25 protein-coding genes are annotated in these 21,573 nt (G+C 45.5%); 15 read left to right on the top strand and 10 right to left on the bottom strand.

Translation table 11 applies throughout. From position 1 onward, the window contains the following. The first annotated feature begins 2 nt into the window (after positions 1-2). From nuoL to ACYQZ0_RS08625, 5 genes are read left to right on the top strand one after another with little or no spacing between them, the layout of a single operon-like run. Complete coding sequence (nuoL, locus tag ACYQZ0_RS08645; protein ID WP_459776193.1) at positions 3-1,910, top strand: NADH-quinone oxidoreductase subunit L; 1,908 nt, start codon at positions 3-5, stop codon at positions 1,908-1,910. A 5-nt stretch (positions 1,911-1,915) separates the two neighbouring features. Continuing rightward, positions 1,916-3,421 carry a complex I subunit 4 family protein gene (locus tag ACYQZ0_RS08640; RefSeq protein ID WP_459776192.1) on the top strand — a complete coding sequence of 502 codons (1,506 nt, stop codon included), beginning with the start codon at positions 1,916-1,918 and terminating at the stop codon, positions 3,419-3,421. A gap of 12 nt (positions 3,422-3,433) precedes the next feature. Then, positions 3,434-4,900 carry an NADH-quinone oxidoreductase subunit N gene (locus ACYQZ0_RS08635; protein WP_459776191.1) on the top strand — a complete coding sequence of 489 codons (1,467 nt, stop codon included), beginning with the start codon at positions 3,434-3,436 and terminating at the stop codon, positions 4,898-4,900. A gap of 6 nt (positions 4,901-4,906) precedes the next feature. Then, a complete protein-coding gene (locus tag ACYQZ0_RS08630) occupies positions 4,907-5,278 on the top strand; it encodes an NADH-quinone oxidoreductase subunit A (RefSeq protein WP_459776190.1) in 372 nt (123 codons plus the stop codon). Further along, positions 5,259-6,014, top strand: a complete 756-nt coding sequence (locus tag ACYQZ0_RS08625; RefSeq protein WP_459776189.1) for a patatin-like phospholipase family protein — start codon at positions 5,259-5,261, stop codon at positions 6,012-6,014. The genes ACYQZ0_RS08630 and ACYQZ0_RS08625 overlap by 20 nt, the downstream gene beginning before the upstream one ends. Here the strand turns inward: ACYQZ0_RS08625 and fba are convergent. Then, on the bottom strand, positions 5,994-6,932 hold the full coding sequence (gene fba, locus ACYQZ0_RS08620) for a class II fructose-1,6-bisphosphate aldolase (protein WP_459776188.1): 939 nt from the start codon (positions 6,930-6,932) through the stop codon (positions 5,994-5,996). The genes ACYQZ0_RS08625 and fba overlap by 21 nt on opposite strands. A 32-nt stretch (positions 6,933-6,964) precedes the next feature. On the opposite strand from fba, the gene ACYQZ0_RS08615 reads away from it, so the two are divergent. The 3 genes from ACYQZ0_RS08615 to fliN all read left to right on the top strand — a co-directional run bounded on the left by ACYQZ0_RS08615 (position 6,965) and on the right by fliN (position 8,934). Continuing rightward, positions 6,965-7,264: a GYD domain-containing protein gene (locus ACYQZ0_RS08615; protein ID WP_459776187.1), complete on the top strand. Its 300-nt coding sequence runs from the start codon at positions 6,965-6,967 to the stop codon at positions 7,262-7,264. Positions 7,265-7,574: 310 nt separating this feature from the next. Next, entirely contained in the window at positions 7,575-8,651 is a 1,077-nt protein-coding gene (gene ispG / locus ACYQZ0_RS08610) for a flavodoxin-dependent (E)-4-hydroxy-3-methylbut-2-enyl-diphosphate synthase (RefSeq protein ID WP_459776186.1), read from the top strand. Continuing rightward, positions 8,632-8,934 carry a flagellar motor switch protein FliN gene (fliN, locus tag ACYQZ0_RS08605; RefSeq protein WP_459776185.1) on the top strand — a complete coding sequence of 101 codons (303 nt, stop codon included), beginning with the start codon at positions 8,632-8,634 and terminating at the stop codon, positions 8,932-8,934. The genes ispG and fliN overlap by 20 nt, the downstream gene beginning before the upstream one ends. Here the strand turns inward: fliN and ACYQZ0_RS08600 are convergent. Beyond that, the gene (locus tag ACYQZ0_RS08600; RefSeq protein ID WP_459776184.1) at positions 8,931-10,112 is read right to left on the bottom strand and encodes a pyridoxal phosphate-dependent aminotransferase; all 1,182 of its coding nucleotides are present in this window, start codon (positions 10,110-10,112) and stop codon (positions 8,931-8,933) included. The two genes, fliN and ACYQZ0_RS08600, sit on opposite strands and share 4 nt — an antisense overlap. Positions 10,113-10,146: 34 nt before the next feature. On the opposite strand from ACYQZ0_RS08600, the gene ACYQZ0_RS08595 reads away from it, so the two are divergent. After that, on the top strand, positions 10,147-10,365 hold the full coding sequence (locus ACYQZ0_RS08595; RefSeq protein WP_459776183.1) for a helix-turn-helix domain-containing protein: 219 nt from the start codon (positions 10,147-10,149) through the stop codon (positions 10,363-10,365). Here the strand turns inward: ACYQZ0_RS08595 and hisIE are convergent, their stop codons facing one another. After that, on the bottom strand, positions 10,366-10,983 hold the full coding sequence (gene hisIE / locus ACYQZ0_RS08590) for a bifunctional phosphoribosyl-AMP cyclohydrolase/phosphoribosyl-ATP diphosphatase HisIE (protein WP_459776182.1): 618 nt from the start codon (positions 10,981-10,983) through the stop codon (positions 10,366-10,368). It abuts the gene before it with no gap. A 50-nt stretch (positions 10,984-11,033) separates the two neighbouring features. On the opposite strand from hisIE, the gene ACYQZ0_RS08585 reads away from it, so the two are divergent. The 4 genes from ACYQZ0_RS08585 to ACYQZ0_RS08570 are packed head-to-tail and all read left to right on the top strand — an operon-like array spanning position 11,034 to position 14,412. After that, positions 11,034-12,257 carry a U32 family peptidase gene (locus ACYQZ0_RS08585; RefSeq protein ID WP_459776181.1) on the top strand — a complete coding sequence of 408 codons (1,224 nt, stop codon included), beginning with the start codon at positions 11,034-11,036 and terminating at the stop codon, positions 12,255-12,257. Positions 12,258-12,268: 11 nt separating this feature from the next. Beyond that, the gene (locus ACYQZ0_RS08580) at positions 12,269-13,669 is read left to right on the top strand and encodes an ArnT family glycosyltransferase (RefSeq protein ID WP_459776180.1); all 1,401 of its coding nucleotides are present in this window, start codon (positions 12,269-12,271) and stop codon (positions 13,667-13,669) included. Next, positions 13,596-13,850 (top strand): hypothetical protein, encoded by a 255-nt coding sequence (locus tag ACYQZ0_RS08575; RefSeq protein WP_459776179.1) that lies wholly within the window; start codon positions 13,596-13,598, stop codon positions 13,848-13,850. The genes ACYQZ0_RS08580 and ACYQZ0_RS08575 overlap by 74 nt, the downstream gene beginning before the upstream one ends. 1 nt (position 13,851) lies before the next feature. Beyond that, positions 13,852-14,412 (top strand): precorrin-2 dehydrogenase/sirohydrochlorin ferrochelatase family protein, encoded by a 561-nt coding sequence (locus tag ACYQZ0_RS08570; protein ID WP_459776178.1) that lies wholly within the window; start codon positions 13,852-13,854, stop codon positions 14,410-14,412. On the opposite strand, the gene ACYQZ0_RS08565 is transcribed toward ACYQZ0_RS08570, so the two are convergent. From ACYQZ0_RS08565 to ACYQZ0_RS08555, 3 genes are read right to left on the bottom strand one after another with little or no spacing between them, the layout of a single operon-like run. Beyond that, entirely contained in the window at positions 14,399-15,895 is a 1,497-nt protein-coding gene (locus ACYQZ0_RS08565) for a sigma 54-interacting transcriptional regulator (RefSeq protein ID WP_459776177.1), read from the bottom strand. The two genes, ACYQZ0_RS08570 and ACYQZ0_RS08565, sit on opposite strands and share 14 nt — an antisense overlap. 7 nt (positions 15,896-15,902) lie before the next feature. Further along, the gene (locus ACYQZ0_RS08560) at positions 15,903-16,109 is read right to left on the bottom strand and encodes a YbaN family protein (RefSeq protein WP_459776176.1); all 207 of its coding nucleotides are present in this window, start codon (positions 16,107-16,109) and stop codon (positions 15,903-15,905) included. Positions 16,110-16,116: 7 nt separating this feature from the next. Further along, positions 16,117-16,875, bottom strand: coding sequence for a hypothetical protein (locus tag ACYQZ0_RS08555; RefSeq protein WP_459776175.1), 759 nt, complete (start codon positions 16,873-16,875; stop codon positions 16,117-16,119). A 14-nt stretch (positions 16,876-16,889) separates the two neighbouring features. On the opposite strand from ACYQZ0_RS08555, the gene ACYQZ0_RS08550 reads away from it, so the two are divergent. Together ACYQZ0_RS08550 and ACYQZ0_RS08545 are read left to right on the top strand one after the other, a co-directional pair. Beyond that, a complete protein-coding gene (locus ACYQZ0_RS08550) occupies positions 16,890-17,672 on the top strand; it encodes a TIGR00282 family metallophosphoesterase (protein WP_459776174.1) in 783 nt (260 codons plus the stop codon). Beyond that, positions 17,669-19,270 (top strand): transglycosylase SLT domain-containing protein, encoded by a 1,602-nt coding sequence (locus ACYQZ0_RS08545; RefSeq protein ID WP_459776173.1) that lies wholly within the window; start codon positions 17,669-17,671, stop codon positions 19,268-19,270. The genes ACYQZ0_RS08550 and ACYQZ0_RS08545 overlap by 4 nt, the downstream gene beginning before the upstream one ends. Here the strand turns inward: ACYQZ0_RS08545 and ACYQZ0_RS08540 are convergent. The 4 genes from ACYQZ0_RS08540 to ACYQZ0_RS08525 form a co-directional block, all read right to left on the bottom strand. After that, entirely contained in the window at positions 19,262-19,654 is a 393-nt protein-coding gene (locus ACYQZ0_RS08540) for a DUF2203 domain-containing protein (RefSeq protein WP_459776172.1), read from the bottom strand. The genes ACYQZ0_RS08545 and ACYQZ0_RS08540 overlap by 9 nt on opposite strands. Positions 19,655-19,708: 54 nt before the next feature. Then, entirely contained in the window at positions 19,709-20,590 is an 882-nt protein-coding gene (locus tag ACYQZ0_RS08535) for a sulfurtransferase (RefSeq protein ID WP_459776171.1), read from the bottom strand. 83 nt (positions 20,591-20,673) lie between these two features. Next, on the bottom strand, positions 20,674-20,964 hold the full coding sequence (locus ACYQZ0_RS08530) for a 2Fe-2S iron-sulfur cluster-binding protein (protein WP_459776170.1): 291 nt from the start codon (positions 20,962-20,964) through the stop codon (positions 20,674-20,676). A gap of 2 nt (positions 20,965-20,966) precedes the next feature. Beyond that, positions 20,967-21,572, bottom strand: coding sequence for a TetR/AcrR family transcriptional regulator (locus tag ACYQZ0_RS08525; protein ID WP_459776169.1), 606 nt, complete (start codon positions 21,570-21,572; stop codon positions 20,967-20,969). Position 21,573 lies beyond the last annotated feature (1 nt).

Genomic DNA, 21,573 nt, shown 5'->3' with positions numbered 1-21,573 from the left:
TAATAGCCTTTATGGTGATACTGGTTTTTGGAAGGAAGATAGGAGACCTCGGAAGCGGAATAATAGCCTCTGTGGGAGCTGGTCTAACAACTCTCTTTTCCCTCGTCGTCGCCCTCAAAGCTATACACGAGCCCATTCACATAAAGCTCTACTCATTCCTCCCTATCTCCGACTACACCCTCAAGCTCGGATTTTACTTTGACTCCCTCTCCTCTCTGATGGCTCTTGTTGTCTCCTTCGTCGCCACGCTCATATTCGTTTACTCAATCGGATACATGAGAGACGAGTTCGGGAAATGGGTCTTTAAGTTCTACGCTTACCTCTCCCTCTTCCTCTTTGCTATGCTCCTTATCGTCCTCTCGGATAACCTCCTTGGTATCTTCTTCGGTTGGGAAGGTGTTGGTCTCGCTTCATACCTCCTGATTGGCTACTACCACAACCAGAAAAAGGCAACAAACGCCTCCTTTGAAGCCTTCGTTATGAACAGAATAGGTGACTGGCTCTTTATCTTCGGTATCATTTACACCTTCTACCTTTTCGGCTCCCTTGACATACTTGAGATATTCCCGAAGGTTGAAGAGGTAAACAAGTATGCCCTCGGAGTAGCTACGATGCTCCTCTTTGGGGGAGCTGTAGGAAAGTCCGGTCAGTTTCCCCTTCACACCTGGCTTCCAAACGCGATGGCAGGTCCCACTCCCGTGAGTGCACTCCTTCACGCTGCAACGATGGTAGCAGCGGGCGTTTACATGGTCGCAAGGCTATATCCCATGTTTGAGGCAACGCCTCAGACCTTAAAGCTCATAGTAGTGATAGGAGCCCTCACGATGACGATGGCTGCCCTTGCGGGAGCAGTTCACAACGACATAAAGAAGATAATAGCCTTCTCAACGATGTCCCAGCTCGGATACATGTTTGTTGCTCTGGGAGTGGGAGACAAGGGAGGAGCGATGTTCCACCTCACGACACATGCATTCTTTAAAGCTCTCCTCTTCCTTGCGGCGGGAGCTGTGATAACTGCATTCCACCACCACCTTTACGACATCTTCAAGATGGGAGGGCTTAAAAAGTATATGCCCATAACGTATGTAGCGTTTATGGTAGGAGCTCTCAGCCTTGCGGGAGTGTTTCCCTTCAGCGGATTCTGGAGCAAGGACAGGATAGTTGCGAGCATGTATGAGTGGAGCGGAGTTTTGGGGATACTTGGGACGATAGTAGCTTTTGTGACAGCGTATTACAGCTTCAGGGAAGGATTTTTGGTGTTTCACGGGAAAGAGAGGTGGAGGGAGTTTTACAACAAGGAAGTACATGAGGTTGAGGGAGTTATGACCGTTCCTATGGGGATACTTGGATTTGTGACCGTGTTGAGCGGATTGTTTGGGCTGTGGCTTGAGCACTGGTATGTTGGATTGATAGGAGGTGAGGAGAAGGGGATACATTTGAGTGTTGCTCTTGTTTCTCTTGGAGTTGCGGTAGGTGGGATATGGCTTGCATGGGCAGTGTATGTGAAGGAGGTAATAGATTACAGGAGGGCTTACGAGTCTCTCAAGTTCATTCACACAACCTTTAAGGAGCAGTTCTTTACTGAAAAGCTGTACCACAACGTAATAGGGGGCGGATACCTTTCGGTCTCAAGGCTTACCTTTAAGGGCGTTGACAGGGGACTTATAGACGGATTTATAAACCTCCTTTATAAGAACTTCTTTAAGTTTGTGAAGTTCCTGTGGAAGAACCTTGATATAAAGATTATTGACCTTCTCATTCACGAGAGCGTTCTTTCCGCCTTCAGGATAGGAAGGGTTTCAAGACAGCTCCAGACAGGGCTTCTAAATCATTACATAATCTTTTTAACGCTCGGCGTTGTGGTTATGCTCGGAGTTATGCTTTACCTCCTTGAGAGGTTTAAGGGGTAAGTGAGATGGAAAAGGTGGGGTTTGATTTTCCCTTTATATCGGTATCCATAATAACGCCCGTGGTTTTCTCCCTCCTGATTCTCTTCTTTAAGGAGAAGTATGCAAAGTATCTCGCTCTACTCGGGACGGGGCTCACCCTTTTAATATCCCTGATAGCACTCTCGTGGTTTGATTTCTCAAAAACTGAAGTTGTTCAGTTCTACGAAGAATATACGATACTTGAAGAGCTCGGTGTAAAGCTTTCCCTCGGGGCGGATGGGCTCTCCATGCTTATGTACATACTCACAACCCTCGTTTCCCTCGTTGCGGTTATATGGTCCATGGGAGACGAAGCGATAAAGAGCCGTTTGAAGGAGTATTACATAGCTTTCCTCCTTACGGAGGCTTTTGTTATCGGTGTTTTCACGAGCTTTGACCTGATAGTGTTTTACGTGTTTTACGAGCTCACCCTTCTTCCCATGCTTTTCGTTATAGGGATATGGGGTTATAAGCTGAGGCTTTACTCCGCTTACAAGTTTTTCGTATACATATTCATATCCTCCCTTTTCCTTCTTCTCGGTATAGCTTCCCTTTCGGTTTATCACTACAAAGTAAACGGTTCCTTTACCTTCAGCTACTTTGAACTGCTTGGTCTAAACATACCGAACGGTTTTGAGATATTCCTCTTCCTTCTCTTCTTTATAGCCTTTGCTGTGAAAACGCCTATCGTTCCCTTCCACACGTGGCTTCCCGATGCCCACGGAGAAGCACCTACAGCGGGTTCCGTAGTTCTTGCGGCTATACTCCTTAAGATGGGGACTTACGCTCTTCTCAGGTTCAACATAGGGCTCTTCCCCGATGCGGCAAGGGAGCTTGCTCCCTACCTCGTTGCCCTTGGTATCTACTCAATAGTCATGGCCTCCTGGATGACGATATCCCAGACGAATATAAAGCGTTTCGTTGCCTACTCATCCGTTTCCCACATGGGTTTTGTTGTTGCGGCGATGTTCCTCCTTAACGTGGAAGGCATAAGGGCCTCCGTTATAGAGATGTTTGCCCACGGGCTCACGAGTGCGGGCCTCTTTATGGTTGCTGGTTTTGTATATAACAGGCTTCACACCTATAACTTCTCAAGCCTGAGGGGTGCTATAAAGTTCATGCCCCTTTTTGCCACGATTACCGCAACAATAGCCTTTGCAGCAATGGGGCTTCCCGGCGGTTCCTCCTTCTGGGGTAAGTTCCTCACGGTTGTCGCATCAAGGGAGTACTCAACGGTTTTAGCCCTTCTCGTTCTCGTCGCCGCCTTCTTCAGCGGAGCCTACGTCCTTTACTTCATGAAAACCCTTTACCTTGACGTTAGGGAGGAGAGCGTTCTCATTCACTTCAGGGACGTAAACGGTTATCCCCTTGTAGCTTTTGTTCTGATAGTTATTCCCGTTCTAATGGTTGGACTTCTTCCCTTTATATTCTTTGCCTTTTACGAGGGATACATTTTCCACCTTCTTAAATACGTTCTAAAAATTCCGTTCTGAGGGGAGTGAAAGATGGATTTAAGGGCACTAATAGGAGCGATAGAGATTCCAGACCTCAAGAAGTTCCTTCCCGAACTCATACTTCTCATTCACGCCTTCGTTCTTTTTACCCTTGAGCTTGTCCTGAAAAAGGAAAGTAAGAAAACGGTTCTCTCAATAGTTAGTTACGTAGGTTATTTTGCGGTTTTACTCTCTCTTCTCGTTCCCTGGAATTATCCCGGGGATACCTTTTACGGGAACTTTACAAATGACCCTCTCGCTATAACGGTAAAAATTTTCTCGTTGATAATAACCCTCGGCATACTCACGGTCGTTAATAACTATTACTCCTCAAAGAAATCCTTTTACGGGGAGTTTTACTACATTCTCGCCTTCACGCTTCTCGGAGTTTTCGTTCTTGCCTCTTCCTACAACCTGATAATCCTATACGTAGCACTTGAGCTCGTTTCCGTAGGATTTTACATTCTAACCGCTCTTTTGAGAGGCTCAACCATTTCAAAGGAAGGTGCGTTCAAATACTTGATTTTAGGGGGACTTGCTATAGCCCTCGCTTCCTACGGTGCAGCCTTCATGTATATATACTCGGGAAGTATAGACCTTAGGGAGATACTCACCTATAAAAGCCAAGATATTCATTACCTTATCCTCGGGCTTGTATTCTTCCTCATAGGTATAGCGGTTAAGATAGGGGCTGTTCCCTTCCATTACTGGCTTCCCGACGCCTACCAGGGTGCTCCTACCCCCGTTACGGCATTCATGGCATCCGTAGGAAAGCTCGCCTTCTTCATACCCCTCGTGAGGGTCGTTCCCCTGCTTGAGGAGAAGTTTGCAACGGTCTGGACGATAACCGTGGGTTTAATAGCCGCTGTTACGATGCTTTACGGTAATTTCGTTGCCCTCGTTCAGAAGGACGTTAAGAGACTTCTCGCTTACTCCTCAATAGCCCACTCGGGTTATATACTCGCTGCGGTTGCTGTATCTAAGGTAATAGGTCTTAAGGCTGTTATATACTTCCTGATAGCTTACGCTATAATGTCCGCGGGAGCCTTTCTCGTCCTTGCACTCATGGAGAGGAATCCCGAATGGGAAAACAGCATGGAGAACTTTATGGGCTTCAGGTTTAACATGCCTTACCTCGCCTTTGCCTTCCTCGTTTACATGGTTGCACTCCTCGGTGTCCCTCCCACCGTTGGATTTGTCGGTAAAGCCCTCGTCTTCATGGCCCTATCCTTTGATAAGCTATGGTGGCTCGCCTTCATTATGATTCTCTCAACCGCTGTGTCAACGGGTTATTACATAAGGCTCGTCGTCCTGATGTATATGCACAAAAACGAAAGGGAGTTTAAGGTTGAGGGTATAAACCCCCTTGAAGGCTTATCCTTAGTTGTGCTCACGGTGGGAAGCGTTCTCCTCGGTGTTCTTCCCTCCATAATTTGGTTTTTAATAAAGGCCTCTGTGGAAAGTTTATTTACGGGGTGAGGAGCGATGGAGTACTTCTGGATTTTGGTATTCGCCTTCATTCTTATAGTCATAGGGCTTGTTATGATATCCCTTAATTCGCTTTTGGGGCCTAGGGAGCCCCAGCTTTACGAGGACTACCCTTACGAGTGTGGTGTTCCCCTATACGATAAAGACGCTCAAACGACCTTCCACCAGGGTTATTACCTACTCGGACTGCTTCTCCTCCTCTTTGACATAGAAGCGGCCTTCCTCTTTCCTTGGACAGTTGTTTACAGATATCTCGGGGTATTCGGATTCATAGAGATGTTCATCTTCATATTCATACTCACCTATGGGCTTCTCTACGCCTGGGTAAAGGGAGCTCTGGACTGGCAGTTTGAGATTGAGGAAATTTGAAGAGATAAACCTCGTTCTTTCGGGAGGAGCTGCAAAGGGCATAGCCCACATAGGTGTTTTGAAAGCTATAAACGAGCTCGGTATAAGGGTGAGGGCTTTAAGCGGGGTGAGCGCCGGGGCAATCGTTTCGGTCTTTTATGCCTCAGGCTACTCCCCTGAAGGGATGTTCAGCCTTCTGAAGAGGGTAAACTGGCTGAAGCTGTTTAAGTTCAAGCCACCTCTGAAGGGATTGATAGGGTGGGAGAAGGCTATAAGATTCCTTGAGGAGGTTCTCCCTTACAGGAGAATAGAGAAACTTGAGATACCGACGTATATATGCGCGACGGATTTATACTCGGGAAGGGCTCTATACCTCTCGGAGGGGAGTTTAATCCCCGCACTTCTCGGCAGCTGTGCAATTCCCGGCATATTTGAACCCGTTGAGTATAAGAATTACTTGCTCGTTGACGGAGGTATAGTTAACAACCTTCCCGTTGAGCCCTTTCAGGAAAGCGGTATTCCCACCGTTTGCGTTGATGTCCTTCCCATAGAGCCGGAAAAGGATATAAAGAACATTCTTCACATCCTTTTGAGGAGCTTCTTTCTTGCGGTCCGCTCAAACTCCGAAAAGAGAAAGGAGTTTTGTGACCTCGTTATAGTTCCTGAGCTTGAGGAGTTCACACCCCTTGATGTTAGAAAAGCGGACCAAATAATGGAGAGGGGATACATAAAGGCCTTAGAGGTACTTTCTGAATAGCTCAGCTTTTCCCTGGCTTCCGTAAAGCCTTATCCTCCTCTTTACGACCTTCTTAACCTCTTCCATAGCAGGCTTCAAAAGCTTACGGGGGTCTATCACCTTCTTCTCTTCCGCCATTAACTTCCTTAAGGTTGCGATGAAGGCGAGCCTTAAATCGGTATCCGTGTTTACTTTGTTTATTCCGAGTTCAACAGCTTTCTTTATATCCTCGTCCGGGACACCCCTTGCTCCCTTAATATCGCCCCCGTAGGCATTTATAGTTTCAAGGTATTCCGTGTAAACACCGCTCGCCCCGTGAAGAACGAGCGCGACGTTTGTGAGCTCCTTCACCTTCTTCAATCTTTCAAAATCAAGCTTCGGCTCTCCTTTGAACTTAAAGGCTCCGTGTGCGGTTCCTATCGCTGGAGCAAGGGCATCAACACCCGTTTTATCCACAAACTCTTTAGCCTGGAGGGGGTCAACGAGAACGCTCTCCCTTGATACGACATTATCCTCAACACCCTCAAGCCTTCCGAGCTCCGCTTCCACGGATATGCCGAGGGGAGCACAGAGGGAAACAACCTCTTTAGTAATTTTCAGGTTCTCCTCGTAAGGCTTATCCGAGTAATCAATCATAACGGAGGTGTATCCGTGCCTTATGGCGAGGAGTATCGTCTCAAGGTGCTTCCCGTGGTCCAAGTGAAGGGCAAAGGGAACTTTATACCTGTCCTTAACCGCGTGAACCATTCCCGAGAGGAAATCTATCCCCGCATACCTTATTGCGCTCTCCGTTGTCTGGACGAATACGGGAGCTTCCTCTTCTTCCGCTGCTTCCAGGATAGCATTTAAAAACTCAAGGTTGTTAAAGTTAAAGGCGCCTATCGCAAAGTTATACTCATTTGCAACCTCAAAAAGAACCTTTCCGCTGAGCAATGTCATACCTATAATGATAAGTAAGGAGGTGGGAAAGAATGCCCGTATTTGTTATGTTAACAACCTTAACCGACGAGGGTGCAAAAACCCTCAAAAACAACCCAAAAAGGATAAAAGAGGTTGATAAGGAAGTTATGGACAAGTTCGGGGTTAAGATTCTCGCTCAGTATGCGGTTATGGGGCCTTACGACTTTGTAAATATAATAGAGGCTCCCGATAACGATACCGTTGTTAAGATGGCGGTTGAGCTAAACTCAAGGGGAACGATAAGAACGCTCACCATGCCCGCCATAGACATAGAAACGCTGATAAAGGACCTTGAAGAGATGCCAAAGTAAGGCTTTAGAATATCCTTCATGGAGGAAGGGAAAGAAGATAAGGGGGAAGTATATTGCCTTGCCCAGGCTTACGGATGGGGAAAGTTAGTAGGAATGACCATTCCCTGGTGGATAGACTTCGGAAATAGAGCCTTAGGGGGTAAACGTTTACGGCTGGGTGGGTTTTTACATTCCTTATTTTTACGCTATGAGCGACCGGATAGGTGCTAACGTCTCGGGCTTTATCTACTTTTACAGGAAGGGAAAAGCTTTATAGAAAAGAGAGAAAAAACATAGGTTTAACCTTTCCTTCGTTATACCTTATTTTTTTATGATTGAGAGAAGGAAGACCCGTCAGATAAAGGTCGGGTGGGTGAAGATAGGCGGAGACGCTCCCATAGTCGTCCAGTCCATGACCTCAACGAAAACCCACGATGTTGAGGCAACCCTTGACCAGATAAAAAGACTTTACGAGGCTGGTTGTGAGATTGTGAGGGTTGCTGTTCCCCATAAGGAGGACGTTGAAGCCCTTGAAGATATAGTAAAAAACAGCCCCGTTCCCATAATAGCGGATATACACTTCGCGCCTTCTTATGCGTTCCTCTCAATGGAAAAAGGCGTTCACGGGATAAGGATAAACCCCGGAAATATCGGTAAGGAAGAAGTAGTTAGGGAGATTGTTGAGGAAGCTAAAAATAAAGGTGTAGCGGTAAGGATTGGGGTAAACTCGGGCTCCCTTGAGAAGGATTTGCTTGAGAAATACGGATATCCATCTGCGGAAGCCCTTGCGGAAAGTGCCCTGAGGTGGTCCGAAAAGTTTGAAAAATGGGGATTTACGAACTACAAGGTATCAATAAAGGGTTCGGATGTTCTTGAGAACGTAAAGGCAAACCTCATATTCGCAAAGGAGACGGATGTTCCCCTCCACATAGGTATAACGGAAGCAGGTATGGGGAACAAAGGGATAATAAAGTCCTCCGTGGGAATAGGTATTCTCCTCTACCAGGGAATAGGGGATACGGTGAGGGTTTCCCTCACCGACGACCCGGTGGTTGAGGTTGAGACCGCTTACGAGATTCTGAAATCTTTGGGGCTCAGAAGGAGAGGAGTTGAGATAGTTGCCTGTCCCACCTGCGGAAGGATAGAGGTTGACCTTCCGAAGGTAGTTAAGGAGGTTGAGAGGAAGCTCTCGGGAATAAGAAAGCCCCTTAAGGTTGCGGTTATGGGCTGTGTTGTAAACGCCATAGGCGAGGCGAGGGAGGCGGACATAGGTCTCGCCTGCGGGAGAGGCTTTGCATGGCTCTTCAAGGAGGGGAAACCAATAAAGAAGGTTGACGAGAAGGATATGGTTGACGAGCTTTTAAAAGAAATAGAAAATATGGTAGGAGATGGACGAGGAGAAGGTTAAGGAGGAAAAAGAGGAGAAGGAAGAGAAGAGGGAGAACCTCATTGAACTCATACAGCAGTTCTCGGACATACCCGTAGATATAGAAGTTGTTGTTGGGAAAGCTCAGAAAACGATAGGTGAGCTCCTCGGTATGGGCATAGGCTCGGTTATAGAGCTCGACAGGGAGGTTAAAGACTTTGTAGATATAAAGGTAAACGGAAAGCTCATAGCAAAGGGTGAGCTCGTCGTTATAGACGGAAAGATAGGGGTGAAGATAAAGGAGGTTGTGAGGGAAGAAACCTAAAGGGTCTCAAGGACTTCCTTTATTCTCCTTATGCCTTCAACGAGTTTATCCTCGGAAAGGGCGTAGGAAAGCCTTAAAAACCCTTCCGCACCGAAGGCTGAGCCCGGAACAACCGCAACTTTTCCCCTCTCAAGGAGAATTTCCGAAAGCTTCACATCCCCTCCAAGCTTCCGGGAGTATGAGGAGAAATCGGGGAATATGTAAAAGGCACCCTCCGGTTTAAAAACGTCAACTCCCGGGATTTCCCTCAGCATCTCGTAAGCTTTATCCCTTCTCTTTCTGAAGGTTTCTCTCATACTTCTTATAAACTCCTTTGATTGAGGATTTCTAAGAGCCTCAAGGGCTCCGTACTGGGCAAAGGTCGTCACGTTTGATACGCTCTGACTGTTCAGGCTCGCTATCACCTTTGCGTAATCCTCGGGACAGGCAACGTAGCCGACCCTCCACCCCGTCATTGAGAAGGTCTTTGAGAATGCGTTAACGGTGAAGGTTATTCTTTTTACCTCCTCGGAGAGGGATGCAACGCTTATAAACTCCGTGTCATAGGTGAAGTGTTCGTAACACTCGTCCGAAATAATGAGAATATTTCTCTCAAGGCAGAACTCCGCTATCCTCTCAAACTCTTTTTTGTCGTAAACCGCTCCCGTTGGGTTGTTCGGGGAGTTTATAACAATGGCTACCGTTCTCTCGGAAACCTTTTCCTTTATATCCTCAAGGGTGAGTTTAAAGCCCCTTTCCTTCTTTAAGGGAACTTCTACGGGCACACCCCCGAAAAATCTTATCTGCTCGGGATAGGTTACCCAGTAGGGGGATGGGAGCAATACCTCGTCCCCCTCGTCAAGAATCGCCATAAAGATAAGGAATAAAACCATCTTAGCACCGGCGGATACCACTATTTCGGAAGGCTTGTAAGAAATCCCGTTTTCCTTATAAAGCTTTTCCGCTATAGCTTCCCTGAGTTCGGGAATGCCCGCGGAGGGTGCGTATTTTGTCTTTCCCTCTTTGAGAGCCCTTATGCAGGCCTCTTTTATAAACTCAGGGGTGTCAAAGTCAGGCTCTCCCGCCCCGAAGCCTATCACGTCTATACCTTTAGACCTAAGCTCCTTTGCCTTTGCGGTTATCTGGAGCGTTGGAGAGGGCTTTAGATGGGCTATTCTTCTTGCCAGTTTTTTACCCATTTCCTAAAATTTTAATAAAAAAGGAGGTGGAGCGATGATTGGAGTAGGGGAGAGGATAAGGAAGGTAAGGGAAGAAAGAGGACTTTCCGTAGAGGAGTTCGCAAAGGCTATAGGCATATCCCCCAAGAAGCTTGAGGAGTTTGAAAAGGGCATATCAAGGCCTTGCGATGCAACGCTCGTTTTCATAGCCAAGCGGTTTAACGTTGATTACAGGTGGCTCGCACTCGGAGAAAAGGAGGCTGTTGCGGTCTGATTACTTGAACCTCCTTATCAGCTCCTCCATTACCTCCTTCACGTCTATTCCTTCCATCTCAAGGGAGAGGATTAAGGTATAAAGCATATCCGCTGTCTCGTAAATAATCTCTTCCTTCTTCCCCTTCATTAAAGCGATAAGGGTCTCAACGGACTCCTCTCCAAACTTCTGGAAAACCCTTTCCCTTCCCTCCGAGGCAAGCTTTGCGGTGTAAGAATTTTCGGGCTTTTCCTTCAGTCTTTCCCTTATAACCTCCTGGAGTCTCGGCAATACCTCAAAGGGAAGAGGTTTCTTAACAGACTTTCCGTCAATGGTTCTGAAAAAGCAGTTCCTCTCTCCCGTGTGGCAGGCCCTGTTTTTCTCCTGCTCTATTACGTATATGAGAGCATCGCCATCGCAGTCAACCCTTATCTCCTTTACCCTTTGTAGTTCTCCCGAAGTCTCCCCCTTCTTCCATATCCTCTTTCTGCTCCTTGAGTAGTAGTGAGCGTATCCCGTCTCAAGGGTTTTCTTTATGGCTTCCTCGTTCGCGTAGGCGACCATTCTAATTTCTCCCGTTCTATAGTCCTGAGCGATTACGGGAATGAGACCTTCCTCGTTAAACTTAAGCTCAAGCATGAGGATTTATCATACAAAAAGAATAATCCTTGTTCTATAAATTTCCTGTTATGAGAAAACCCGAGATACTCGCGCCTGCGGGAAGCTGGGAAGGCTTATCCGCTGCAATAAAAGCGGGAGCGGAGGCTATATACTTCGGACTTGATAAACTCAACCAGAGGTCCCTGAAGAAGAACTTCTCAATAGAAGAGCTGGAAGATATAAAGGAATTTTGCGGGGAGCACAACGTAAGGGCATACCTTACCCTCAACTCAATTGTTTACGATGAGGATATACCTTACGTTGAGGAGGTTCTCCACAGGGTAAAGGAAAGCGGTATAGATGCGGTGATAGCCTGGGACTTTGCGGTCATGACGAAAGCCCTTGAGCTTGGCATAGAGACCCACGCATCGGTGATGACGGGTATAGCGAACTCGGTAAGTGCCAAGTTCTTTGAAAATCTCGGTATAAAAAGGATAGTTCCCGCAAAGGAGCTCAACCTATACCAGCTTAAAAAACTGAAGGAGAACACGAATCTTGAGATTGAGGCCTTCGTTCACGGAGCTATGTGTATGGCTATATCGGGAAGGTGCTTCCTCAGCCACGAGGTGTTCCAGAAGTCTGGAAACAGGGGGGAATGCTTCCAGGTTTGCAGGCACGAGTTTCAGGTCGTTATAAGGGACCTAAATCCCAACGCAAAGGGGGCTGAATACATTCTTGGAGAGGACTACGTTATGTCCGCAAGAGACCTCATGACCCTTGATATAGTTGAACATCTTATGTTCCTTGACGCCTGGAAGATAGAGGGAAGGAGCAAGAACCCCGATTACGTTTATATGGTAACGAAGGCTTACAGAACCGCAAGGGACGCACTACTTGAGGGAAGCTTTACCGATAAGCTGAGGAGCGAGCTGATAGATATGGTGAGCAGGGTTTACCACAGGGAATGGGACAGCGGTTTTTACTTTGGTAAGGCAAGCTTCGGAATAAACGAAAGTATAGCAAAGGAAAAGAAGGTTTACGTCGGAAAGGTTCTCAAGTTTTATCCGAGAATAAGCGTTGCGGAGGTAAAGATTGAGAGCGGGGAGCTAAAGGTTGGGGACATAATCCACATAATAGGCAAGAAAACGGGTGTTGTAAGGCAGAAGGTGGAGAGCATGCAGATTGATAAAAATCCTATAGAAGTAGCGAAGAAAGGGGACGTTATAGGACTTAAAACCATTGAAAGGGTAAGGGAGGGAGATAAGGTTTACGTAATGGTTGAGGTTGAGAAGGAAGCGAAAGCTTTAGGTTAAAATCTCCTTTTATGGAAAAAAGGGTTTTTGTTCTTCTCGTTTTATTCTCCTTCCTTTCCCTCTTTCCCTACATAAACGATTTTCCCTTCAGGGGAGAGGAGGCAACGAGAACGGTAGTAGCCTACGAGATGGCTCACTTCGGAAACTACTTCCAGCCTACAATACTCGGAGATAACTACTACAACAAACCCCCTCTTTTCAACTGGTTTATAGTTCTTTCCTCAAAACTCCTCGGCTGGGACATTATCACCCCGAGAGCGGTAACTATAGTGTTCACGCTTCTGAACGCATTGCTCGTTTATCTCTTTGCAAGAAAGATACTTGATGAAAAAACCGCTTTTCTTTCCGCGGGCATATTCATAACCTTTTCCGACGTTCTTTTCTGGTATGGATGGCTTGCGGAAATAGATATGGCGCTTTCCTTCTTTGTAACCCTTCTATTCATACAGGTTTACGAGTTCTACAGAACCGAGAAGCCGATTTATCTATACACTTCTTCGCTCCTGACGGGCATAGCTTTTATGATAAAAGGTTTTCCCGCCCTTGCCTTTTTTGGTCTCAGCTTAATTGCGGTGGCACTCTTCAAGAGGAAAATCTCATTACTTTTTAAACCACACGCTCTTTTTTCCTATGTGCTTGCCATTCTCTTCTCCCTATGGTGGCTTCCCTTCTCGGAGAATCCGACCTTTTACATAAGAAGACTCTGGGAGGAGAGCTTTAGCAGAGTTGAGAGCTCAAAAAATATAGGGAAGTTTATAGAACATCTCATCACATATCCGCTTCTAAACCTAAAGCAGACGCTTCCCGCTTCCGTTTTCGTTTTAGGAATAATCCTTTCAAGGAACGTAAAGCTAAGAAATGATATAAAGTTTCTTTTATTTCTGCTTTTTATTAATTACATTCCCTATCTCATATCCGCAACGAGCAGGGGGAGATACGTCCTTCCCCTCTTTCCTGTTCTTGCGGTTATTTTCGGATACCTGATAAAGGAGTTTCTCTCGGATAAATGGAAAAAAGTTCTCGTTTTTACGATGTTTTTCTTCGTGTTTATCCGTTTTATTTACGGGTTTCTTTACCTTCCCTACCTTGATGAGAGGAGGGGAAAGCCGAAAGAGAGGGCAAAGGAGGTTTACGAGCTTGTTAAGGACTCAAGGGTTGCCTGTGATTGTCCCCACATAAAGGATTTTTGCCTATACGTGGGCTTTCTGAAGGGTGAGGCACTCATTAAGAGTAAGTATGTGAAGGATTGGGAGTATTTAATTGACTGCAGGAAGAGAAACTTTCCCCTCGTTGAGAGCTTAAAGGTGAACCATAAGGATGTATACTTGTATAAGAGGCATGGTAGCGTTTACGCTTATACTGGTGAGTTTTCTCTTTGCCCAGCCCTGGTATTTGAGGGACTGCATAGATAAGGTAGTTGACGGGGAGGTTGCCCTCAGGGAGGCAAAGCCCTACACGGGAAAGGTTTATAAGCTTTACCTTACAAAGAGAAGGAAAACGGGTGAGTGTTTATACAAGGTAAAGGGTGTTAGGGGAACCGCCATAATTGACGGGGTAAGCGGTAAGCTCGTGAAGTTTTACAAGAAGGAGTGAGATGGCTTACTTTCCCCTATTCGTTAACCTAAAGGGTAAGAAGGTTCTCGTGGTCGGCGGAGGAAAGGTCGGGACGCGTAAGGTAAAGAGCCTCCTTCCCTTCGGGGCAAACGTGAAGGTAGTTTCGCCAAAATTTACTGAGGAGCTTCTCCATTTAGGAAATATGGGTAAGGTTGAGCTCGTGAAAAGGAGGTTCAAGCCCTCGGACCTCAAGGGGGTTGATATAGTAATCGTTGCGGTTGATAACATTAAGCTTCAGGAGAGGATTTACAGGCTGTGTGAGAAAAGAAAAATCCTTTGCAACTCCGTTGACTCTCCCGAGTTTTGCAACTTTATTTTTCCCTCAGTCATAAAAAGAGGCAATCTCGTAATAGGTATATCAACCTCGGGGAAGGTTCCTGCACTCTCAAGGGCTTTAAGAGAAAAGCTTGAGAGCTGTATCCCGGAAGATATTGAAAACATTCTTGAGGAGCTTAGCAGGCTGAGAAGCTCTATGAAGAAGGGGAGGGAAAGGCAAAAAAGGCTTTTGAGGGAGGCGAGAAAAAGGCTCAGAACTTCTTGACCTCTATGCCATACTTCTTTATCCTGTAGTCAAGCTGTCTAAGGGTGTATCCAAGCAGTTTAGCGGCTCGGGACTTTACGTATCCCGTCTTTTCAAGGGCTTCAATTATCCTCTTCTTTTCGGTTTCCTCTATGAACCTCTGGAGGTCTCCCTTGGGCTTGTTTTTTTCCTTCCTGAGGTATTCGGGAAGGTCCGTTGTATCAACCTTCCCCTCGTTCAGTATGACGAGCTGTTCTATTATGTTTGAGAGCTCCCTTACGTTTCCCGGGTAGTCATACTCAAGGAGTCTCTCCATCGCCTCCTTTGTAAGGTAAACCTCCTTTCCGTATTTCTCGTTAAACTCCTTTAGGAAGTGCTGTATCAGGAGGGGGATATCCTCCTTCCTCTCCCTCAGGGGTGGGACGTATATAGGTATTACGTTCAGCCTGTAGTATAGGTCCTCCCTGAACTTGCCTTCCTCAACGAGCTTCTTAAGGTCCTTGTTTGTCGCCGCTATAATCCTCACATCAACCTTTATGGTCTTCTCGCTCCCGAGCCTTTCTATCTCCCTGTCCTGAAGAACTCTCAGGATTTTAGCCTGGAGGCTGAGGGGCATATCTCCAATCTCGTCAAGGAATATGGTTCCCCCGTTTGCGAGCTCAAACTTTCCCTTCTTAGGTGCGTATGCTCCCGTGAATGCACCTTTCTCGTATCCGAAGAGTTCCGCTTCAAGCAGGTTCTCGGGTATTGCTGCGCAGTTCACCGTAACGAAGGGCTTTTCCTTTCTGGGACTCTCGTAATGAATGGTTCGGGCTATCAAGCTCTTTCCAGTTCCGCTCTCTCCCAGTAGGAGAACCGTGCTGTCGCTTTTTGCAACCTTCTCAACGAGCTCTATTAACCGCCTTACCGCCTTACTCCTTCCTATTATCCCGTGGAGGGTGTATTTCTCCTGGAGCTCTCTCGTAAGGAGTTTTCTCTCCTCTTCCCACTCCTTCCTCTCCTCTTCCATCTTCTCGTGGAGCTTGAAGAACATTCCGAGTAGGTTTCCTATAACGCTTAAGGTCTCAAGGAACTTCTCAACGCTCTCGGTGTTCTCAAACTCCTTGAAGGTTACGAGAACGCCCTCTATCTCCCCCCCTACCTTTACGGGAACCGCAACGAGGTGGTGTTTATCGGTCAGATACTTACCTATTCCTGTTTTATTTGCGAATATACCGCTTCTCTTCACGGAAGGAATTACAACGGGGGTCCCGCTCTTGAAAACTCTTCCCGTCACGCCTTCCCCCTTCTTGAAGGAGACGAGCTTACGGGGTATGTATCCGAAGAAACTCCTTATCTTTATGCCCTTCCCCTCCTTTACAGCTATAAAGCTGTAATCAACTCCGACGTAGGAGTAAAGTATCTTTAAAACCTCCCTCAGGCTCTTGTCAAAGGTGAGCTCCCCCGATAAAATCTTAGTTATCTCGTTAACCACGTATAACTCCCTTAACTTCAAAGCTCTCATAGGATAATTAATTTAGCCTCTCAAGAACCTTCTTAGGTATATACTTTCGGATAAACTTCACGCTGAGTATCCTCCTCACAATGCCCGGGAATACCTTATTCAGGCAGTAAAGGGATGGTATGAAGAAGGGAGAGGAGGGAACTACGGGAAGAAGAAGACCTATGACTCCGAGGATGAAGAGAACGAGAAAGCAGATAAAGTAAACGAACCTCATGGCTACTCTAACCACGCTTTAAAAGATAGTGAACGCTTATAACACCGAAAAGGTAAATTAAAAGGAGATTTACGAAGGTTATGAAGTAGGAAAACAGCCCAATCGGCGGGAATAAGAAGGTTCCAACTCCCTGGGCTATAAAGATAAGCAGGGAAATAGCCCCTACTATAAAGGAAGAGAGGAGAACTTCCAGAGAGAAGCTTAATTTCCATAAAAGCTTTGAGAAGGGAGCTGTGAGGAAGAGCGTAAAGTAGTCCTCGGGCTTTTTTGCCTCTATTACGGTTCTCGCAAAGAAGGAGGGGTAAGAAGTTACAACCGAGAAGTAAATAATGAGTGCTACGATGAGACCAAGGAGCAAGAATAAGGGAGAGGGTGCAGTCCCGAAAGTGAGAAGGGATATGCCGAAGATAAGACCTAGAAGGAGAAGTATGGAAACGACTATTATCAAAACACCTATACTCATAAGATAGGTTGCAACCGTTAACATAAAGGCTTCCCTCACGTAGGAGAAGGCATTTCCGTATCTGAGTTTCTCAACCTCCTTTCTGAAAGCCTCCTCCTCCCCGTCCACCTTAAGGTATATCTTTGAAAAGAGTATTATCAGACTGAAGTTAATAAGGTTCTGGATAAAGAAGGAGAAGACACCTATAAGGGGAATGAGTATAACGAAGTTAAGGAGTGTGAAGAGAAGGAGGATAAAGAGGGTAAAGCTTGCATTTTGGGAAAGGGCTATGAGCCAAATCCTGAGGGTCCTCCTCCAGAGCATTTTAAAATGATACTATGAGAATACTCGCCGTCGGTGATATCATCGGAAGGCCCGGAAGAAAGGCCTTGAGAGAACTCCTCCCTCAGCTAAAGAAAGAGGTAGGCTACGACGTTGTTATAGTGAACGTTGAGAACGCAGCGGGAGGTTTTGGACTTACTAAAAAAGTTTACGAGGAGCTCCTTGAACTCGGTGTTGACGTTATGACCTCGGGAAACCACATATGGGATAAGAAGGAGATATACCAGTTCATAGATGAGTCTCCCAATCTCCTGAGGCCGGCAAACTACCCCGAAGGGGTTCCGGGGAGGGGCTACGGAGTTTTTACCAAAAACGGGGTTAAGTTCGGAGTTATAAACCTTATGGGAAAGGTGTTTATGGACTGCAACCTTGAGAATCCCTTCAAGACCTTTGACAGGATATACGAGGAGCTATCAAAGGAGACGAAGATTATAATTGTTGATTTTCATGCTGAAGCGACCTCCGAGAAGTGGGCGTTCGGGATTTACGTTGACGGGAGGGCTTCCTTCGTTTACGGAACCCATACCCACGTTCCGACCGCGGACGAGTTTATACTTAAGAAGGGAACCGCTTACGTTTCAGACGTAGGTATGACGGGCGTATGGTATTCCGCCATAGGCATGAAACCGAAAGAGGCGATAGAGAGGTTCTTACTGAGCCTCCCGAGAAGGTTTGAGGTTGAGGATAAAGGGGAGATAATGTTTAACGGGATTTTCGTTGAGGTGGAAGAGGAAAGCGGAAGGGCTAAGAAGATAGAAAGGATTCAGAGGCTGATATGAGGCTTCTTTTATTACTTCTCACTTTTCTATTTGCCTTCGGCGGAATAGCGGAAAAATACAAGCTATATGCGGAATTTCTCAAAACTAAAGATATAAGCCTTGGGGAAAAGTTATTAAAAAAGTATCCCGATGCTCCCTTCAGGGATGAACTTCTTTATAACCTTATTCTCATTTATCACAAAAAGGACGGTGAAAAAACACGCTATTTTTTAAAACTCCTAAGACCACAAAACATATACGGGGAGGAAAGGTTAAAATTTCTGAGGAAACTCTACAAGAAGTACAAAATAAGTCCGAAAAAGCTAATATTAAGCCATCCCCATCTCTTTTTAAAAGAGTTAAAAAATTATAAATTCACAGGAGAAGAAAAGGAGAAGATAGCACAGAAGCTCTTTAGAAGGGGATTATATAGAGAGGTTTTAAGACTATCGGGAGATTGTATCCTAAAAGGAAGAGCCCTTTACCGTTTAAAGAAAGTAAGAGAAGCGATAAATACACTTAGAAAATGTGAAAATGAAAAATCAAAAGAAATTCTCTTTTATATTTTACTAAATCAAGAAAATTACGAAGAAATAAACAAGCTTGTTAAGACTTATCCTTTCCTAAGTTTTATTGCGGGGAAGGAGCTCCTCGAAAGGGGAAGAGTTAGAGAATCTATAACCTTTTTAAAACAGAGTGGGGATGAAGAGGCTAAATTCTACCTGGGAATTGCATACTACTTGCTCGGAAGATACAGGAATGCGGAAAATTATTTTCTTAAATACTCCCCCAAAAGGGAAATTGATAAAGCAAAACGTTTATTCTGGTTATTTAAAACTTATGTAAATCTGGAAAAAGTAAAGGAAGCCTACAAATATTTAGAAGAAACATCTAAATACGATAACTTTTACGGAGCGGTTGCAAGAAAAATACTCGGAATGGAGGTTCACAAGGATATTATCCTTACGGATATTTTTCCGCCGAGCCTTTATTACGAGCTGAAGAAAATTTACGAACTCGGTTTTTTAAACTATATGCGCTATGAGGCCTTGAAGAATATTGAAAGGGTTTCAAGAGGAGATATACTCCTCCTCCAGAGTTTGGACCCATACATCTCAATAAGGCTTGCGGTGAACAAATACGGAACTGACTCTGAAATATACAGATATGTTTCTCATCCCACTCCTTACAGGGAGCTAGTTAGAGAAGCTTCCGAAAGGTTCGGAGTTCCCGAGGCGTTAATATACGCGATAATGAGACAGGAAAGTTTATTTGACCCCTTGGCGGAGTCCTATGCGGGAGCGAAAGGATTGATGCAACTAATGGATTACACAGCAAGGTGGAAGGCTAAAAGGTTAGGGATAAAAGTAAGGAATATATTCGAGCCAAAGGTCAATGTAATTCTGGGAACCGCATACCTTTCCTACCTTAGAGACCTATTTGGAGAGGATTTGGTGAGGATAATAGCCGCCTACAACGCAGGACACAACGCTGTAAAGAGATGGAAGAGATACGAGGACGATTTCTTATTTATTGAGCTTATTCCCTACGACCAGACCAAAAGGTATACGAAAAAGGTTTTATACAACTACTACGTTTATTCGGAGAAGTTAGAATAGCTTTTCAGACTCTTCCAGCTCTTCAACTGGTCTTCTTCCCGCAAATCCCTCGTTCAGCTCGTGCCAGTACATTATCGTTTCTTCATCTTCCTTCCAGCAGAGCCATATATACCTCCCTTCATGCTCGGAAAGAAAGTCAACGAGGAGAGGTTCTATCCCCTTTATCACTCCTCCGAGCTCCTCTATCCTCGCGAGATGCCTCTTTATCTGTGCTTCTATCTCCTTTATCCTCGTCTTTAAGTACATCTGTTCAAGCTCGTCCTCCTGAGCGGAAAGCTCCTCGTAAAGTTTCCTAAGCTCATCCTTTTTATACCTTATGTCTTCCGCTATTGGCTTAATCTTTACAAGCAGTTCCCTTGCTTCCCTTAAGGTGAATACCTTCATGATTAGAAATTTACCTCCCGCTTTAAAAAGGTTTATGAGGAAAGGCAAGGAGCCTTAAGGCTCTTTCGGCAGGTTCGTTTGGGAGTATTCGTTCCAGGAGCCGTCGTAGAGCCTTACCTTATCCGTAAGGCCAAGATAGTACTTTATGACATAGTAGGTTGCGGCGGACATGAGTCCCTGACCGCAGTAAAGGATTACCTCTTTGCCTTTTCCTATTCCCAGACTTTCGTAAAAGAGGCTTATGTCTTCTTTTGGTTTAAGGAGATAATACTTCTTTCCGTATTTGTTCACCCTCTCCTCAAAGTCCATCTTCCAGAACCTATTTACAGCCCCTTTTATGTGACCGAGCCTTTTCCAGAATCCCGCCTTCCCTTCGTAAAGCTCTGGCGTCCTTGCGTCCAGGAAGACAACGTCCTTTCTCTTTAGAGCTCTCTTAACGTAATCGAGGTCAGCCCTTATTGATTCGTTTATCTCGTAAAGGCCGTAAACTTTGGGGTTTACTCTCTGGTAGTCCTTCGTAGTCGGAAGGTCCTTGTCCTTCCAGTGGTTGAATCCTCCGTGAAGGACGTAAACTTCCGGATGCCCTATGTAGTCAAGCCCCCAGGCTATGTAGAAGGGGATAAAGGTTCCCTCAGCGTCGTAGAGAACGACTTTTGTATTTTTATCAATTCCCATTCTTTCAAGCTTTTCCACGAATAGGTCAACGGGTATGAAGAAAGCAGGGGTTCCCCTATTCGGAAACCTGAAGGCTTCAAAATGTATCCACTGGGCACCCGGTATGTGTTCCTTCCAGTATTCCTTTATACTCTTCCTGAGGTCAAGAACGACGATGTTTCTTTCCTTCTTGAGCATGCTGTAAAGCTCTTCAGGAGATACGAGCTTTATCTTAGCAAAGGTAAAGGCTACAGCTATCAAAAGTATTGCGAACACTCTCATCTTTCCCACCTCCTTTTTCAGGAATTATAGGCTTTTCTATTTTTATTTTCAATTAAAAATTTTTCTCAATTTTAACATACTTTTCACGGCAGATATATAACGACGTCTCCTTTTCCGTTTAGCTTCGCCTGACAGGAGAGCCTCTCTTCTTCCAGGTTCATTCCGTTCTCCTCAAGGGTGTCCTTCTCCTCAAACTCGGGGGGATACAGATTCTCAGAGCCGAAAAGGATTATAACCCTGCAAGAGGTACACTGGCCGTGCCCGCCGCACGCGCTGTCTATCTCTATCCCGTTTCTGTAAAGCACCTGCATTATGGTTTCGTTTTCCATTCCCTCAAAAGCCATATTTATGTTTGAGACGACAATTTTCGGCATTTTTACACCCTCAAAGCTCTCCATATATTTTCTGCAAGCTCATCCGCATAATCCATTAAGGGCTTATCAAGCAATCCCTCGTTATGTAAGAAAACTATACCCCCGAGTGGTCCCATTACAGTGACAAATGCCGTAAAAAAGTCCTGATTTCTGAAAATACCTTTCTCAACACCGTCGCTCACGAAAATCGTTATCTCCGTTACAACGTCGCTAACGCAGGCAAACCCCTCGCATCCGTCCCTGAAAACCTCTCTGTTTACAAGGTAAACCTTTAAAAAGTAATTAATAAGCTCGGGCTCCTCTATAGCTGTTTCCAAAAAGCTCTTAACGAGGAGTTTCGTCTTTTCATAAAAGTCGGTATCAAGCTCGTTAACCTTCCTCAGTTTCTCACCGAGAAGTTTTGATGTGTATATCATTATTTCCTTTGCGAGTTCCTCCTTTGATGGGAAGTAGTTGTAAAGGTTTCCCACGCTCATATTGAGGGCTTTCGCTATGTCAGGCATCGTGGTGTTGTGGTATCCCTTTTGGGCAAATAGCTTACAGGCGGTTCTTATTATCTTTTCTTTCTTTTCCTCCTTAAGCTTCTCGGTATTTGCGTATCTGGGCATA

The sequence above is a fragment of the Aquifex pyrophilus genome, from assembly GCF_054656935.1.
Note: the sequence above shows the minus strand (reverse complement) of the source record. Positions and strands in the feature narration are given on the sequence as shown.

Bases quoted from the DNA above. Each gene is read 5' to 3' on its own strand.
- ACYQZ0_RS08640 (WP_459776192.1), top strand. From the start codon at position 1,916: ATGGAAAAGGTGGGGTTTGATTTTCCCTTTATATCGGTATCCATAATA.
- ACYQZ0_RS08635 (WP_459776191.1), top strand. From the start codon at position 3,434: ATGGATTTAAGGGCACTAATAGGAGCGATAGAGATTCCAGACCTCAAG.
- ACYQZ0_RS08630 (WP_459776190.1), top strand. From the start codon at position 4,907: ATGGAGTACTTCTGGATTTTGGTATTCGCCTTCATTCTTATAGTCATA.
- fba (WP_459776188.1), bottom strand. From the start codon at position 6,932: ATGACATTGCTCAGCGGAAAGGTTCTTTTTGAGGTTGCAAATGAGTAT.
- ACYQZ0_RS08615 (WP_459776187.1), top strand. From the start codon at position 6,965: ATGCCCGTATTTGTTATGTTAACAACCTTAACCGACGAGGGTGCAAAA.
- ispG (WP_459776186.1), top strand. From the start codon at position 7,575: ATGATTGAGAGAAGGAAGACCCGTCAGATAAAGGTCGGGTGGGTGAAG.
- fliN (WP_459776185.1), top strand. From the start codon at position 8,632: ATGGACGAGGAGAAGGTTAAGGAGGAAAAAGAGGAGAAGGAAGAGAAG.
- ACYQZ0_RS08600 (WP_459776184.1), bottom strand. From the start codon at position 10,112: ATGGGTAAAAAACTGGCAAGAAGAATAGCCCATCTAAAGCCCTCTCCA.
- ACYQZ0_RS08595 (WP_459776183.1), top strand. From the start codon at position 10,147: ATGATTGGAGTAGGGGAGAGGATAAGGAAGGTAAGGGAAGAAAGAGGA.
- hisIE (WP_459776182.1), bottom strand. From the start codon at position 10,983: ATGCTTGAGCTTAAGTTTAACGAGGAAGGTCTCATTCCCGTAATCGCT.
- ACYQZ0_RS08585 (WP_459776181.1), top strand. From the start codon at position 11,034: ATGAGAAAACCCGAGATACTCGCGCCTGCGGGAAGCTGGGAAGGCTTA.
- ACYQZ0_RS08580 (WP_459776180.1), top strand. From the start codon at position 12,269: ATGGAAAAAAGGGTTTTTGTTCTTCTCGTTTTATTCTCCTTCCTTTCC.
- ACYQZ0_RS08575 (WP_459776179.1), top strand. From the start codon at position 13,596: ATGGTAGCGTTTACGCTTATACTGGTGAGTTTTCTCTTTGCCCAGCCC.
- ACYQZ0_RS08570 (WP_459776178.1), top strand. From the start codon at position 13,852: ATGGCTTACTTTCCCCTATTCGTTAACCTAAAGGGTAAGAAGGTTCTC.
- ACYQZ0_RS08565 (WP_459776177.1), bottom strand. From the start codon at position 15,895: ATGAGAGCTTTGAAGTTAAGGGAGTTATACGTGGTTAACGAGATAACT.
- ACYQZ0_RS08560 (WP_459776176.1), bottom strand. From the start codon at position 16,109: ATGAGGTTCGTTTACTTTATCTGCTTTCTCGTTCTCTTCATCCTCGGA.
- ACYQZ0_RS08555 (WP_459776175.1), bottom strand. From the start codon at position 16,875: ATGCTCTGGAGGAGGACCCTCAGGATTTGGCTCATAGCCCTTTCCCAA.
- ACYQZ0_RS08550 (WP_459776174.1), top strand. From the start codon at position 16,890: ATGAGAATACTCGCCGTCGGTGATATCATCGGAAGGCCCGGAAGAAAG.
- ACYQZ0_RS08545 (WP_459776173.1), top strand. From the start codon at position 17,669: ATGAGGCTTCTTTTATTACTTCTCACTTTTCTATTTGCCTTCGGCGGA.
- ACYQZ0_RS08540 (WP_459776172.1), bottom strand. From the start codon at position 19,654: ATGAAGGTATTCACCTTAAGGGAAGCAAGGGAACTGCTTGTAAAGATT.
- ACYQZ0_RS08535 (WP_459776171.1), bottom strand. From the start codon at position 20,590: ATGAGAGTGTTCGCAATACTTTTGATAGCTGTAGCCTTTACCTTTGCT.
- ACYQZ0_RS08530 (WP_459776170.1), bottom strand. From the start codon at position 20,964: ATGCCGAAAATTGTCGTCTCAAACATAAATATGGCTTTTGAGGGAATG.
- ACYQZ0_RS08525 (WP_459776169.1), bottom strand. From the start codon at position 21,572: ATGCCCAGATACGCAAATACCGAGAAGCTTAAGGAGGAAAAGAAAGAA.